The sequence below is a fragment of the Pseudonocardia sulfidoxydans NBRC 16205 genome (genome assembly GCF_007989085.1).
Classification (GTDB): domain Bacteria; phylum Actinomycetota; class Actinomycetes; order Mycobacteriales; family Pseudonocardiaceae; genus Pseudonocardia; species Pseudonocardia sulfidoxydans.
This window is the reverse complement of sequence record NZ_BJVJ01000115.1, coordinates 1-13,069: the sequence shown is the minus strand read 5'-3', so window position 1 is coordinate 13,069 and position 13,069 is coordinate 1. Positions and strand designations below refer to the sequence as shown.

Here is a 13,069-nt window from a genome sequence, read left to right as displayed (position 1 = left end):
GGGGCGCAGGCGGACGTCGCGGCGCCGGCGCGGGCGCCGGGCGCGGCATCGGGGCCGCGGCGTGCGGCGCGGGCGGGCGAGCGCCGGACGGCGTGAACGTCGTCGACTGACTGCTCTGGCGGTCCTCGCGGCGTTCCCGCGGGGACCGGATCGACAGCACCCGCGCCCGCAGCCACCGACCGACCGCACGCACCGTCGGCCCACCCAGGACCCCGGTGCGCAGGGCACCCGCGAACCACAGCAGCAGCGCGCCACCGAACCCGACGATCCCTTGCGGCGCAGTCGCACCGACAGTGCCGAGCGCCACCAGCGCGCCGATCGCGGCCAGCACGAGCAGCCCGCTGCCGACGGCGACGAACGAGCGCGAGCCGACGATCGGCGCCACCGAGAACAGCATGATCGCGACGAGCGCCGACGCCACCGGCACCGCCACCTCGCCCCACGACACCATCCCGAGACCCACGAGCGCGGCCAGGGCCAGCACCCCGGCGACGACGCCCTGCCGGATCAGGCGCGCACGCCGCGCCGGTCCCAACGGGGCGCCGCCACCCTGGCGGCCGCGGACCAACGTCCAGAGCACACCCGTCGCTCCGAGTCCCACAGCCATGAGAGCGGTGCCCGCGCCGCCCGAGAGGGCGAGCGCGCCGGCGATCCACCACACCACACCGAGGACGGTCTCGATCTGGGGAGCGGCCACCCCGTCGGGGAGCCTGATCGGTCGCGTCATGTCATCCACGGTAGCCACACGGCCGCCGCGGTGTCGGGCACCGCCCCACACCAGTCCCACACCCGCCCTGGCATCGTTGAACCTGCAACGGATCCGCTCCGCGGCGACGCCGCCCCGAACGGCGCCCGCACCACCACCGGGAGACGACCCCATGCCCCCCACCCACGACGCCCCCACGACCGACGCCCCGCCCACCTCGCCGACGCTGTCCCGCCGCGCGGTCGTCGCCGGTGCGGGCGTCGCCGCGATCGGCGCCGGGCTGCTGGTCACCGGCTGCTCGTCGGACCCCGCGTCGGGCAGCGGGACCGGCGGCTCCGGGGGTGGCTCCGGCGGCTCGGGGTCCGGCAGCTCGGGGTCCGGCGGCTCGGGGTCCGGCGGCTCGGGGTCCGGCGCTCTCGGCCCGGCCACCGACGTGCCCGTCGGCGGCGCGAAGATCTACGGCGACCAGGGCGTCGTCGTCACCCAGCCGACGGCCGGGACCTACACCGGCTTCTCCACGCGCTGCCCCCACCAGGGCTGCCAGGTCAACGAGATCCAGGGCGCGTCCATCGTGTGCCCCTGCCACGGCAGCACGTTCGCCCTCGACGGCGCCGTCGAGAAGGGCCCGGCGCGCACGGGCCTGACCACGAAGGCCGTCACCGTCGCGAACGGCCAGATCGTCCTGGGCTGAGACCGGTCAGGGCGTGACGAGCCCGGCGGGGGTGCGCCGCACGTGCACCCGGTAGCCGACCGGGATCGTCAGGCCCGGGGTCTCGGCGATCGCGCGGGCGGCGACCTCCCGGGAGAACTCGATGCCCAGCACCGCCTCGAGGGTCGCCCGGTCGTCGAAACGCCAGACCGTGTCGACGCGGCGCAACCCGAACCCGCGCCCGGCGAACCAGCGCTCCACAGCCGCCGCGTCGTAGCGCGGCAGGTCGGCGCGCAGCCACGACCCGTACGGCCCGGTGCTGAAGTCCAGATCGACGATCACCAGCGCCCCACCCGGACGCAGCACCCGGTCGGCCTCGGCCAGCCCCGCCTCGCAGCCGGCGCCGAAGAAGTAGGCGGTGCGGGCGTGCACGAGATCGGCCGACGCATCGGCCAGCGGCAGTTCCGCGGCCCCCGCCTGCACGACCCGGACCCGCTCCAGCCCGCCGACCCGGGCGCGGGCCCGGCCGACCAACGGCGGATGCGGCTCCACCCCCACCACCGACGCCGCCTCCCCGGCGAAGAAGGGCAGGTGGAAACCGTCGCCACAACCGATGTCGACGACGTCGGCACCCGCCCACGGCGCCAGCGTGCGCAGCACGTCCCAGATCGCGCCGTCGGCGTCCTGCGCCTCGTTCTCGCGCTCGTAGACCTCGGGCCAGTTCCAGATGTTCGGGCTGGGGATCGCCGGCCCGGGCTTCTGCTGCCCCCCGAACCCGGCGTAGACCGTCGCCACGCTCAGCCGACCGGCAGGGCGATGCCCAGCACCAGCCACGCGACGAACGCGGCCGGGAGCATCGAGTCGAGCCGGTCCATCAGACCGCCGTGCCCGGGCAGCATCGTGCCCATGTCCTTGATCCCCAGGTCACGCTTGACGAGGGACTCGCACAGGTCGCCCAGCGTCGCGGTGACGACGAGCAGCGCTCCCGTGATCGCACCGATCCACCAGCTGCCGTCGAGCAGCAGCACCACCGACAGCGCACCGGCGACCGTGCCGGCGACGATCGACCCGGCGAAGCCCTCCCAGGACTTCTTCGGGCTGATCGACGGCGCCATCGGGTGCCTGCCCGCGAGCACCCCCGCGGCGTAGCCCCCGACGTCGGAGGCGACCACGCAGATCATGAACGTCAGCACCCGGCCCACACCGTCGGACGGCAGCACCAGCAGGGCGGCGAACGTCGCGAACAACGGCACGTAGGCCGCGGCGAACAGGGTCGCGCCGACGTCGCGCAGGTAGCCGTCGGCACCCTGGCGCATCCGCCAGATCATCCCGACGAGCGCGGTCGCCCCGAACGCGGAGACGAGACCGTGCAGCCCGAACGGCCAGCTCAGCCACACCATCGCCTGCCCGCCGACCAGCAGCACCGGCAACGCCACGGTGATGCCCGCCGCCCGGCGCAGCGCCCCGGCCAGCTCCCACGTGCCGACGGCTGCCGCGATCGCGATGACGCCGATGAAGAAGTGTCGTTCCAGCAGCAGCGACGCCAGGATCACGACGCCGAGCCCGACGCCGACCCCGATGGCCGCGACCAGGTTCCGCCCGGCGCGCGACTGCCGCTTCTCCGGGCCGGCCGGCGCGTCGCTCACCGCACCCGCCCCGGGCGTCGTCGGCGCTGCTCCTCCCGACGGCCCTGCTGCGCCCGACGGCACGGCCCCGCCCGACGCCGCGGCTCCAGCCGACGGCGCAGCTCCAGCCGACGGCGCAGCTCCAGCCGACGGCACGGCTCCCGTCGACGGCGCTGCTGCGCCCGACACCGCTGCCCCGTTCGACGGCACTCCGTTCGACGGGAGTGGCCCGTTCGAGGGCGGCGCCCCGTCCTGCGGCGCGGCCACGCCCCTGCGGGCGGGTCGGCCGGGCACCGCGGCGGCCTCACCGGAGAGGCTCACGCGGCACTGCCGTGGACGGGGCGGGACATGTGCTCAGACCTCGAGGAGCTCGGTTTCCTTGTGCTTCACCAGCTCGTCGACCTGGTGGACGTACCTGTCGGTCGTGCCCTGGAGCTCCTTCTCGGCACGGCCGACCTCGTCCTCGCCCGCCTCGCCGTCCTTGACGATGCGGTGCAGCTCCTCCATCGCCTTACGACGCAGGTTGCGGATCGTGACACGGGCGTCCTCACCCTTGCCGCGCGCGACCTTGACCATCTCCTTGCGCCGCTCCTCCGACAGCTGCGGAATCACCACGCGGATGATCTGGCCGTCGTTGGTGGGGTTGACGCCGAGGTCGGAGCTGCGGATCGCCTTCTCCAGCGCCGCGAGCTGCGACACGTCGTAGGGCTTGATGACCGCCATCCGCGCCTCGGGGACGTTGATCGACGCCAGCTGGTTGAGCGGCGTCATCGCCCCGTAGTACTCGACGACGATGCGGGAGAACATCGAGGGCGTCGCCCGGCCCGTCCGGACGGCCGCGAGGTCGTCCTTGGCCACGGAGACGGCCTTCTCCATCTTCTCCTCGGCCTCGAAGAGGGTCTCGTCGATCACGTCTGCTCCCAGAGTTCAGGCGGCGACGGCCGGGTCAGTTCGCCCGGTCGGTGTCCGGCGTGGTCACCAGCGTTCCGATCCTCTCACCGCGCACGGCCCGCGCGATGTTCCCCTCGGTGAGCAGGTTGAACACGATGATCGGCATCCGATTGTCCATGCAGAGGCTGAACGCTGTGGCGTCGGCCACCTTGAGGCCCCGCTCGAGCACCTGCTGATGGGTGATCTCGGTGAACAGCGTGGCGTCGGCGTGAATCTTCGGGTCGGCCGTGTAGACGCCGTCGACACCCTTGGCCAGCAGCAACGCGTCGCACCCGATCTCCAGCGCGCGCTGGGCGCCCGCCGTGTCGGTGGAGAAGTACGGCATGCCGACGCCCGCGCCGAAGATCACGACGCGACCCTTCTCCAGGTGGCGCATCGCGCGGCGCGGGATGTAGGCCTCGGCGACCTGGCCCATCGTGATGGCCGTCTGCACACGGGTGTCGATCCCGTGGCTGCGCTCGAGGAAGTCCTGAAGCGCGAGGCAGTTCATGACCGTGGCCAGCATGCCCATGTAATCGGCACGCGAGCGGTCCATGCCGCCCTGCTGCAGCTCGGCGCCGCGGAAGAAGTTGCCGCCGCCGATGACGACGGCGACCTGCACGCCGCTCGCCACGACCTCGGCGATCTGGCGGGCGACCGTCTGCACGACCTGCGGGTCGACGCCGAGCCCACCGCCACCGAACATCTCACCGCCGAGCTTGAGCAGCACGCGGCGGAATCCGGGGCGGGGGGTGGCGTCGACCTCGTCAGTCATGCTCGAAGACCTGCTCAGGCCTGTCCGACCTCGAAGCGGACGAAATCCTTGACCGTCACGCCGGCCTCGTCGAGGAGCGCCTTCACGCTCTTCTTCGGGTCCTGCACCGACGGCTGCTCCAGGAGCACGACGTCCTTGTAGAAGCCGTTGACGCGGCCGTCGACGATGCGGGCCAGCACCTGCTCGGGCTTGCCCTCCTCGCGCGCGGTGGCCTCGGCGATCCGCTTCTCGTTGTCGATGACGTCGCCGGGGACCTGGTCGCGCGTGGTGTAGCGCGGCCGGGCGGCGGCGACGTGCATCGCGACACCACGGGCGGCGTCGTCACCCGCGGCGGCGTCGGACGCCTCGTAGGAGACCAGCGCGCCGATGGCCGGCGGCAGGTCCGAGGACCGGCGGTGCAGGTACAGCGCGACCGGGCCGTCGAGGTGGATGTAGCGCTTGAGCTCGAGCTTCTCCCCGATGCGGGCCGACAGGGCCTGCACGGCGTCGGCCACGGTGCCACCGTCGAGCTGGGCCTTGGCCAGCGCGTCGACGTCGGCCGGCTTCTGCTCGACCGCGACGGCCAGGATCTTGTCGGCGAGGCCGATGAAGTCGTCGCTCTTCGCGACGAAGTCGGTCTCGCAGTCGAGCTCGACCATGGTGCCGCCCTGCGCGACGACCAGGCCGTTGGAGGTGGAGCGCTCGGCGCGCTTGCCCACGTCCTTCGCGCCCTTGATGCGCAGCAGCTCGACGGCCTTGTCCAGTTCGCCCGCGGACTCCTCGAGCGCCTTCTTGCAGTCCATCATCCCGGAGCCGGTGAGCTCACGGAGCCGCTTGACGTCGGCGGCGGTGTAGTTCGCCATCGCTAAGTCTCTTCGTCCTCTGGTCGGTTCGTGAAGATCGTGTCCGGGACGGACCGGACCGCGGGTGGACCGGATCCGGTCCACCCGCGGTGCGACGGGTCAGTTCGCGGACTGGGTCCCGTTGCTGGTGGTGGCCGGGGCCGCCGCGGCCGCAGCGTTCGGGGCCTCGGTGGCGGCACCGGCGGCGGACAGGCTCGCGCCGTCCGAGCCGACCTCGCCGCCGTTGGCCAGCAGGTCCTGCTCCCACTCGGGGAGCGGCTCGTCGCTGCCGACCTCGGGCTTGCCCTCGGCACCGTCACGGCCACCGCTGCGCGCCGAACGGGCCATCAGACCGTCGGCCGCCGCACGGGCGATGACCTTGGTGAGCAGCGCAGCGGAACGGATCGCGTCGTCGTTGCCCGGGATCGGGAAGTCGACCTCGTCGGGGTCGCAGTTCGTGTCCAGGATGGAGACGACCGGGATGCCCAGCTTGCGGGCCTCACCGACGGCGATGTGCTCTTTCTTGGTGTCGACGACCCAGACCGCGCTGGGGACCTTCGACATGTCGCGGATGCCGCCGAGGGTCTTCTCCAGCTTGTCCTTCTCGCGGGTGAGCATGAGGATCTCCTTCTTGGTGCGACCCTCGAAGCCCCCCGTCTGCTCCATCGACTCCAGCTCCTTGAGGCGCTGGAGGCGCTTGTGCACTGTCTGGAAGTTGGTGAGCATGCCGCCCAGCCAGCGCTGGTTCACGTACGGCATGTTGACGCGGCCCGCCTCCTCGGCGATGGCCTCCTGCGCCTGCTTCTTCGTGCCGACGAACATGATCGTGCCGCCGTGGGCCACGGTCTCGCGGACGAACTCGTAGGCGCGGTCGATGTACGACAGCGTCTGCTGCAGGTCGATGATGTAGATGCCGTTGCGCTCGGTGAGGATGTAGCGCTTCATCTTCGGGTTCCAGCGGCGGGTCTGGTGCCCGAAGTGCACACCCGAGTCCAGCAGCTGCTTCATGGTGACGACGGCCATGGCCGATGTTCACCTCTCGATCAGGCGCGGCACCTGCCGCGCTCACGGTTCTCGCCGACCACCGGTCGATGGTCCGCCCTGGCGCCGCGCCGGACCCGGACCCGTTCACCCTCGGCCTCCCGCAGGCGGGAGGCGTGGACTCGCGGGACCGCCCGGGTACCGTCCGCGCCCGCCAGGCCGGGGACCGGCGGCGAGCGAGGCACGCGAGCGCGCGAAGTCACCTCGAACGCTCCGAGGTGCAGGTCGAGTGTACGCGTCGGCCCGATCGACCCTCACCCGGCGTGGCTGCACGACACCCGGTTGTCCACAACGCGCCCGGCGATCCACAACTTCCCCACCGAAGACCCCGGTGGCCGCCCCGTCGGCGCAGGCTGGAGGGGTGGTGCGGAGATCGATGCTCGTGCTGGTCGCGGTGGTCCTGACGGTCCTCGTCACGCCGTCGGCATCGGCCGGCGCGGAGCCGCCGCCGGACGGGACACAGCGCGCCGGGACGGCCCGTTACAGCTGGCCGCTGCGGCCGGTCCCCCGGGTCGCCGAACGGTTCCGGGCGCCGTCCGAACGGTGGGCCGCGGGACACCGCGGCGCCGACCTGGTCGGCGCGCCCGGGCAAGAGGTCCTCGCGGCCCGCGACGGGGTCGTCGCCTTCGCCGGCCCCCTCGCCGGCCGCGGCGTCGTGTCCGTCCTGCACCCCGACGGGCTGCGCACCACCTACGAGCCCGTCACCGCGTCCGTCACGGTCGGCGACCTCGTCGCACGGGGCGCGATGCTGGGGACGCTCGAACCCGGCCACGCCGGCTGTCCCGCCGCGGCGTGTCTGCACTGGGGCGTGCGCCGGGGCGAGGCCGACTATCTCGACCCGCTCGTCCTCGTCGGCCCCGGCCGGGTCCGGCTGCTCCCGGCGCCTGCGCGGTGGCCGTGGTGAGCGCGCCGGCTCCGGTGGCGGCCCGGGGGTGGACTCGCCGGTTCCGCCGAGTTCGCCCTCGGACCGGTTCGATCAGAGTCTGGACGGTCCGTCGTCGAACCCGGCACGGTTCGCGCCAGGCACGCGGGGCAGGGCGGATACGCGGCGGGGCGGTCAGCCCGCGACGGCCTCGTCCATCCGGCCGCGCAGCCGTCCGACGAGGCGGCCGTGCAGCTGGCACACCCGCGACTCGCTCACCCCGAGCAGCGTGCCGATCTCGGCGAGGGTGCGGTTCTCGACGTAGTAGAGCTGCACGACGAGCCGGTCCCGCTCCCCCAGCCCCAGCACGGCGTCGGCGAGCTCGCGGTAGGTCTCGCGCAGCGCGAAGGCGGCGGCGGGATCGGGGGCGGCATCGTCGACCACCTCCTCGACCACCGCCCCGGGCCGGCGCTCCTGCAACGCCTCGACGCTGACGAGGCGGCGGTGCTGGGACAGGCGCAGCAGGTCGCGCGTCGGGATGCCGAGCTCGGCGGCGAGCTCGGCGTTGGACGGCGACCGGCCCAGCCGGCGCTCCAGCCGCTCGCGGGCACGGTCGATCTCACGCAACCGGGTCCGGACGGTGCGCGGCACCCAGTCCTGGGCCCGTAGCTCGTCGAGCATCGCGCCGCGGATCCGTTGCGCCGCATAGCTCTCGAATCGGATGCCGCGGCCTGGGTCGTAGCGGGCGATGGCGTCGAGCAGGCCGAACACGCCGGCTTGGACGAGGTCGGCGGCGTCGACGCTGGCAGGCAGCCCGATCGCGGTGCGGGCGGCGACACCGCGCACGAGCGGTGCGTAGTGCGCGACGAGGAGGTCGCGGACGGCACGGTCGCGGCGCCCGCCGCGGCCCGCCCACAACTGCGCGACGACATCGGCGTCGCCGGCGGCGGCGTCCGCGACGCCCGGAAGCGAGTTGTCGGGGAACCGGTCGTCGGCCTCGGCGGAGCCGGCGACATCATCGATCACGACGCGCAGCGCAGGCTCGGCGGCCGGACCGCTCGCGGACGACGACTCTGCAGCGGCGGCCAGGCCGGCGGCAGGGGGCAGGTCGGCGACGGCGGGCACGACCGCCGCGATCGTCGGCTTCCGGACCTCGGTACCCGGTTCGTGACCCATCGGCGTGTCAACGCAGCCGACCCCCGAATGGTCACGCAGCGCAGTCGGATCGAGGGCCGCGGAGGCGGGTCCCGGGACCGGATCGGCGGGTGCGACGACGTCGTCGCGTCCGGACGAGAGGGCGGAGACGAGCGCCGTGACCAGCCGACTGACCTGCTGGTTCTCCGCCAGCAGTGGCTCAGGCCCGGGGGTGCGCCTGGTCATGGACCACCTTCAGTCTGTCGACCGTGACATGGGTGTAGAGCTGTGTGGTCGACAGCGTAGCGTGACCGAGCAGTTCCTGTACGTGACGAAGGTCCGCGCCGCCGTCGAGAAGATGCGTGGCCGCGGCGTGGCGGAGCCCGTGCGGGCCGATGTCGGGGGCGCCCGGCACGGCGGCGACGGCGTCGTGGACGACCTTCCGCGCGATACGCGGGTCGAGCCGGCCCCCACGGGCGCCGAGCAGCAGCGCGGGCGGGCTGTCGGGGCGGGCGAGCGCGGGGCGACCGACAGCCAGCCAGCGCTCCAGGGCCCGCTCGGCGGGGACGCCGTGGACGACGACACGTTCCTTGCCGCCCTTGCCGAGGACCCGCAGGGTGCGGCTGGTGCGGTCGAGGTCGTCGACATCGGCGCCGCAGACCTCCGCGACCCGCACCCCGGTCGCGTAGAGGAGCTCCAGCAGGGCGAGGTCGCGCAGCGCGACCGGGTCCTCCTCCGCGGCGCCGGAGCTCGCCGCGTCCATGAGCTCGGCGGCCTGGTCGGCACGCAGCACCGCGGGGAGGGTGCGGCGGGCGCGGGGCGAGTCGAGCCGGTCGCCCGGGTCGGTGGGGAGCCGCCCGGTCCGGTGGGCCCAGCCGGTGAAGGTGCGGACGGCGGCGGCGCGGCGGGCGAGGGTGGAGCGGCTCGCCCCGCCGGCGTGGGCGGCGGCGAGCCAGGCGCGCAGCACACCGAGGTCGAGGGCCGCGAGGTCGTCGCCGGGCACGGTGCGCAGCAGGGAGGCGACGTCGCCGCGGTAGGCGCGCACCGTGTGCTCGGATCGGCCACGTTCCCGGTCGAGGTGCACGACGAACGCCTCGAGGTGGGCGGCGAGGCGTCCGGGCAGGTCGGCCGGTGTGTCCCGGTGGTCGGAGCGGCGCGTCCCCATCGGGCCACGGTCATCGCCGACGGTCCTCGGGTCAAGCGCGCCACGCCCGCGTCCGTCGCGCTGCTCATCGCGACGGCAGGGATCGTTGCCACAGCCCGTCGCGGTACTCGGCCATGCCGAGCCGTTCGAGGTCGAGCAGTCCGGTGCGGACGGTCTCGAGCGGCAACCCGGCCTCCATCGCGAGCCATCGTGCGTCGCGGGCGGCCCGGCTGGGCAGGGCGTCGTGGACGGCGGCCTGGTCGGGATCGAGGCGGTCGGTCGGCCGGGTGGGACGTCCGGGCTCGACGGCCAGGTCGACGCCCAGCCTGCCGACGGCCTCGAGCACCTCCTCGGGCCGTGTCACGAGCAGTGCCCCGTTGCGGACGAGCTCGTGGCAGCCGGCGGAGGTACCGGACGTGACCGGGCCGGGGACGGCCATGAGGATGCGCCCGAGGGCGCGGGCGTCGGCGGCGGTGCGCTGGGCGCCGCTGCGCAGCCCCGCCTCGACGACGACGGTCCCGGCGCCGATGCCCGCGATCAGCCGGTTCCGGACGAGGAAGCGGTGCCGTGCGGGCACCGCGCCCGGCGGGTACTCGCTGACGACGAGCCCGGTCGCGGCGATGCGGTCGAGCAGTTCGCTGTGGGCGGCCGGGTAGGCGCGGTCGATGCCGCAGGCGAGGACGGCCAGGGTGGGCCCGTCGGAGGCCAGCGACCCGCGGTGGGCCGCGGCGTCGATGCCGAAGGCCGCCCCGGACACGACGGTCGCGCCGGCCGCGGCGAGCCCACCGGCCATGTCGCTCGCGATGTGCACGCCGTAGCCGGTGGCCGCCCGGGCGCCGACGATCGCGACCGCCCGCTCCGCGACCTCGCCGAGGCGCAACGGGCCGCGGACCCACAGCGCGAGGGGCGCGCCGAGCTCACGGGTGCCGGCTGCCGGGTAGGCGGCGAACGCCCAGCGCGGCCAGTCGGCGTCCTCCGGGACGAGCAGCCTGGCCCCGGTTGCGGCGGCCGCCTCGAGGTCGGCGTCGACCCGGTCCACGGTGCGCCGGGCCCCGGTCGCGGAGCGCACGACGTCGGGTACCGCGCCCCGGCGGATCCGTTCGGCCGCCTCGACGGGCCCGACGTGGTCGACGAACGCCGCCAGTGCCGCGGCGGGCGGCTCGGCGACCCGGGACAGGTAGGCCCGCGCGCGGAGGAGCTCGGGATCGACCGACGGCGTCGGAGCGCTCATGCCGCCCTCCGGTCGCGGAAGTACAGCGCCGCCTCGACGGCCTCCCGGTCGGGCCGGTCACGCCCACCCAGGTCGGCGATCGTCCATGACACCCGTAGGGCGCGGTCGGCTCCACGGGCCGTGAGATCCCCGGCCCGCAGACCGGTCTCCAACGGACGCAGGACGGCCGCGGGGAGCGCGAACCGGGAGCGCAGGACCGGGCCCGGGACCTCGGCGTTGGTGCGCCAACCGTGCGCCGACCACCGTTCGGTCGCGGCCGCGCGGGCGGCGAGCACCCGGGCCCGGACCGTCGCGGTGCTCTCACCGGGCACGTCGCTCGTCAGCGCTGTGACCGGATGCATCCAGGTGCGCAGGTCGACGCGGTCGAGCAGCGGGCCCGACAGCCTGCCGAGGTAGCGACGCCGGACGAGCGAGGTGCAGATGCAGTCGCGGTCGTGCGCGGGGGCGCAGGGACACGGGTTGGCGGCCAGGACGAGCTGGAACCGGGCGGGGTAGCTGACGGTGCCCTCGGCCCGGGAGATGCGGACCTCGCCCTCCTCGAGCGGTGTCCGCAGCGACTCGAGGAGCCTCGGCGCGAACTCCGCGCTCTCGTCGAGGAAGAGAACCCCGCGGTGCGCGAGCGAGACCGACCCGGGGCGGGCGATGCCGCTGCCGCCGCCGACGAGCGCCGCCGTCGACGTCGAGTGGTGCGGGGCGACGAAGGGCGGCACGGTACTCAGCGCGGTGCCTGCGGGCAGCCTGCCCGCGACGGACCGGATCGCAGCGAGGGCGAGCGCCTCGTCGGCGGGCAGGTCGGGCAGCAGGCCGACGATGCGCCGGGCGAGCATGGTCTTGCCCGTGCCCGGCGGCCCGACCATGAGCATGTGGTGCCCGCCCGCGGCGGCCACCTCGAGCGCGTGCCGGGCGTCGGCCTGGCCGACGACGTCGGCGAGATCGGGCGGCTCCTCGCGGGGCGCGTCCTCGACGGCCCCGGGCCGGTGGAGCGCGCGGCCGTCGATCAGGAAGTCGACCGCCTCGGCGAGCGTCGTGGCGCCGTGGATCTCCAGGCCCGTGACCAGACAGGCCTCGGCCAGCGCCGCGACGGGCACGACGACGCGACGCATCCCGGCCGCGCGGGCGGCGAGCAGGCACGGCAGGACGCCGCGCACGGGCCGCAGCCGGCCGTCGAGGGCGAGCTCACCGAGCAGCACCGTCCGGTACAGCGCCCGTTGCGGCACCGTGCCATCGGCGGCGAGCACCCCGCAGGCCAGCGCGAGGTCGAAACCCGATCCGGTCTTGCGCAGTGTCGCCGGCGAGAGGGCCAGCACGATCCGCTCGTTCGGCCACGAGTGACCGGAGTTGACCACGGCGGCGCGGACCCGGTCGCGCGACTCGTGCAGCGCCGCGTCGGGCAGGCCGACCAGGTGGATTCCGGGGAGCCCGCCGCCGATGGCGGCCTCGATCTCGACGACCGTGCCGTCGACACCTTGCAGCGCGACCGACCACGACCGTGCCAGGCCGCCCATCAGAACGCCTCGCGGTAGTGCTGGATCGTCGCGGGCCTGCCGGGTTCCAGCAGCACCGCGAGGACGTCGAACCGGATCGGGCACCACTGCACCTGGTGCGCGGCGAGCCACACGTCGGTGATGCGGCGGATGCGGGCCACCTTGCGCGGCGTCACCGACTCGGCCGGCTCCCCGTATCCCGTGCCCGACCGGGTCTTGACCTCGGCGATCACGAGCACACCGGCGTCGGTGGCCACGATGTCGAGCTCACCCTCGCGGCACCGCCAGTTGCGCGTGAGCACGACCAGCCCCTGCTTCTCCAGGTACTGCGCCGCCACGTCCTCGCCGCGGCGCCCCAGCACGTCCTTCGCTGCCATGCCGTCCACGATGGGCTGCGCGACGCGTCCGTGGGCCCGGTCCGGGCCGGCTGTGGACGGTCCGGGTCGCATGTGGACAACTCGCGTGTTCCAGGCCGGAACATCCGCGAACTGTCAGTGCGGTCCGTACGCGGATCGCGAGCGCGGGCTACCGCCGGACCCGGCGCCATGGCCTCTGGTGACGTGGAACAGGACCCCGCAACCCTCACCACGCCGCGCCTTGCCGCCGGGCACGACGTCTACGTCGTCTGCTCAGCGCGGGCGGGCGGGCGGGCCGACGCAGGCACGAC

At 74.3% G+C, this 13,069-nt stretch carries 14 protein-coding genes; 2 read left to right on the top strand and 12 right to left on the bottom strand.

Features of this window, described 5'->3' with window-relative positions; genetic code table 11:
• The coding region (locus PSU4_RS29090) for a hypothetical protein (RefSeq protein WP_222596441.1) at window positions 1–727 on the bottom strand (727 nt) is incomplete at its 3' end.
• A gap of 151 nt (window positions 728–878) precedes the next feature.
• Here PSU4_RS29090 and PSU4_RS29085 point away from each other — a divergent pair.
• A complete protein-coding gene (locus PSU4_RS29085; RefSeq protein WP_147115574.1) occupies window positions 879–1,397 on the top strand; it encodes a Rieske (2Fe-2S) protein in 519 nt (172 codons plus the stop codon).
• Between the two features lie 6 nt (window positions 1,398–1,403).
• Here the strand turns inward: PSU4_RS29085 and PSU4_RS29080 are convergent, their stop codons facing one another.
• The 6 genes from PSU4_RS29080 to rpsB all read right to left on the bottom strand — a co-directional run bounded on the left by PSU4_RS29080 (window position 1,404) and on the right by rpsB (window position 6,529).
• Window positions 1,404–2,150, bottom strand: a complete 747-nt coding sequence (locus PSU4_RS29080) for a class I SAM-dependent methyltransferase (protein WP_147115571.1) — start codon at window positions 2,148–2,150, stop codon at window positions 1,404–1,406.
• Between the two features lie 2 nt (window positions 2,151–2,152).
• Window positions 2,153–3,001, bottom strand: coding sequence for a phosphatidate cytidylyltransferase (locus PSU4_RS29075; RefSeq protein WP_147115569.1), 849 nt, complete (start codon window positions 2,999–3,001; stop codon window positions 2,153–2,155).
• 333 nt (window positions 3,002–3,334) lie between these two features.
• Entirely contained in the window at window positions 3,335–3,892 is a 558-nt protein-coding gene (frr, locus tag PSU4_RS29070; RefSeq protein ID WP_147115567.1) for a ribosome recycling factor, read from the bottom strand.
• A gap of 34 nt (window positions 3,893–3,926) precedes the next feature.
• Window positions 3,927–4,685, bottom strand: coding sequence for a UMP kinase (gene pyrH / locus PSU4_RS29065; RefSeq protein ID WP_147115565.1), 759 nt, complete (start codon window positions 4,683–4,685; stop codon window positions 3,927–3,929).
• A 14-nt stretch (window positions 4,686–4,699) separates the two neighbouring features.
• Window positions 4,700–5,527 (bottom strand): translation elongation factor Ts, encoded by an 828-nt coding sequence (gene tsf / locus PSU4_RS29060; RefSeq protein WP_147115563.1) that lies wholly within the window; start codon window positions 5,525–5,527, stop codon window positions 4,700–4,702.
• 99 nt (window positions 5,528–5,626) lie between these two features.
• Entirely contained in the window at window positions 5,627–6,529 is a 903-nt protein-coding gene (rpsB, locus tag PSU4_RS29055; protein WP_147115561.1) for a 30S ribosomal protein S2, read from the bottom strand.
• Window positions 6,530–6,908: 379 nt separating this feature from the next.
• On the opposite strand from rpsB, the gene PSU4_RS29050 reads away from it, so the two are divergent.
• A complete protein-coding gene (locus PSU4_RS29050) occupies window positions 6,909–7,451 on the top strand; it encodes a M23 family metallopeptidase (RefSeq protein WP_373866106.1) in 543 nt (180 codons plus the stop codon).
• Between the two features lie 153 nt (window positions 7,452–7,604).
• Here the strand turns inward: PSU4_RS29050 and PSU4_RS29045 are convergent, their stop codons facing one another.
• The 5 genes from PSU4_RS29045 to PSU4_RS29025 all read right to left on the bottom strand — a co-directional run bounded on the left by PSU4_RS29045 (window position 7,605) and on the right by PSU4_RS29025 (window position 12,779).
• Window positions 7,605–8,789 carry a FliA/WhiG family RNA polymerase sigma factor gene (locus tag PSU4_RS29045; protein WP_246115415.1) on the bottom strand — a complete coding sequence of 395 codons (1,185 nt, stop codon included), beginning with the start codon at window positions 8,787–8,789 and terminating at the stop codon, window positions 7,605–7,607.
• Window positions 8,764–9,708 carry a tyrosine recombinase XerC gene (locus PSU4_RS29040; RefSeq protein ID WP_147115559.1) on the bottom strand — a complete coding sequence of 315 codons (945 nt, stop codon included), beginning with the start codon at window positions 9,706–9,708 and terminating at the stop codon, window positions 8,764–8,766. Before PSU4_RS29040 ends, PSU4_RS29045 begins: the two co-directional genes overlap by 26 nt.
• A 64-nt stretch (window positions 9,709–9,772) precedes the next feature.
• A complete protein-coding gene (gene dprA / locus PSU4_RS29035; protein WP_147115557.1) occupies window positions 9,773–10,918 on the bottom strand; it encodes a DNA-processing protein DprA in 1,146 nt (381 codons plus the stop codon).
• Window positions 10,915–12,423 carry a YifB family Mg chelatase-like AAA ATPase gene (locus tag PSU4_RS29030; RefSeq protein WP_147115556.1) on the bottom strand — a complete coding sequence of 503 codons (1,509 nt, stop codon included), beginning with the start codon at window positions 12,421–12,423 and terminating at the stop codon, window positions 10,915–10,917. The genes dprA and PSU4_RS29030 overlap by 4 nt, the downstream gene beginning before the upstream one ends.
• Window positions 12,423–12,779, bottom strand: a complete 357-nt coding sequence (locus tag PSU4_RS29025; protein ID WP_147115554.1) for a YraN family protein — start codon at window positions 12,777–12,779, stop codon at window positions 12,423–12,425. The genes PSU4_RS29030 and PSU4_RS29025 overlap by 1 nt, the downstream gene beginning before the upstream one ends.
• Window positions 12,780–13,069 lie beyond the last annotated feature (290 nt).

Excerpts from the sequence above, each read along its gene's own strand:
- PSU4_RS29085 (WP_147115574.1), top strand. The coding sequence starts at position 879 with ATGCCCCCCACCCACGACGCCCCCACGACCGACGCCCCGCCCACCTCG.
- pyrH (WP_147115565.1), bottom strand. The coding sequence starts at position 4,685 with ATGACTGACGAGGTCGACGCCACCCCCCGCCCCGGATTCCGCCGCGTG.
- tsf (WP_147115563.1), bottom strand. The coding sequence starts at position 5,527 with ATGGCGAACTACACCGCCGCCGACGTCAAGCGGCTCCGTGAGCTCACC.
- rpsB (WP_147115561.1), bottom strand. The coding sequence starts at position 6,529 with ATGGCCGTCGTCACCATGAAGCAGCTGCTGGACTCGGGTGTGCACTTC.
- PSU4_RS29045 (WP_246115415.1), bottom strand. The coding sequence starts at position 8,789 with ATGACCAGGCGCACCCCCGGGCCTGAGCCACTGCTGGCGGAGAACCAG.
- PSU4_RS29040 (WP_147115559.1), bottom strand. The coding sequence starts at position 9,708 with ATGGGGACGCGCCGCTCCGACCACCGGGACACACCGGCCGACCTGCCC.
- dprA (WP_147115557.1), bottom strand. The coding sequence starts at position 10,918 with ATGAGCGCTCCGACGCCGTCGGTCGATCCCGAGCTCCTCCGCGCGCGG.
- PSU4_RS29030 (WP_147115556.1), bottom strand. The coding sequence starts at position 12,423 with ATGGGCGGCCTGGCACGGTCGTGGTCGGTCGCGCTGCAAGGTGTCGAC.
- PSU4_RS29025 (WP_147115554.1), bottom strand. The coding sequence starts at position 12,779 with ATGGCAGCGAAGGACGTGCTGGGGCGCCGCGGCGAGGACGTGGCGGCG.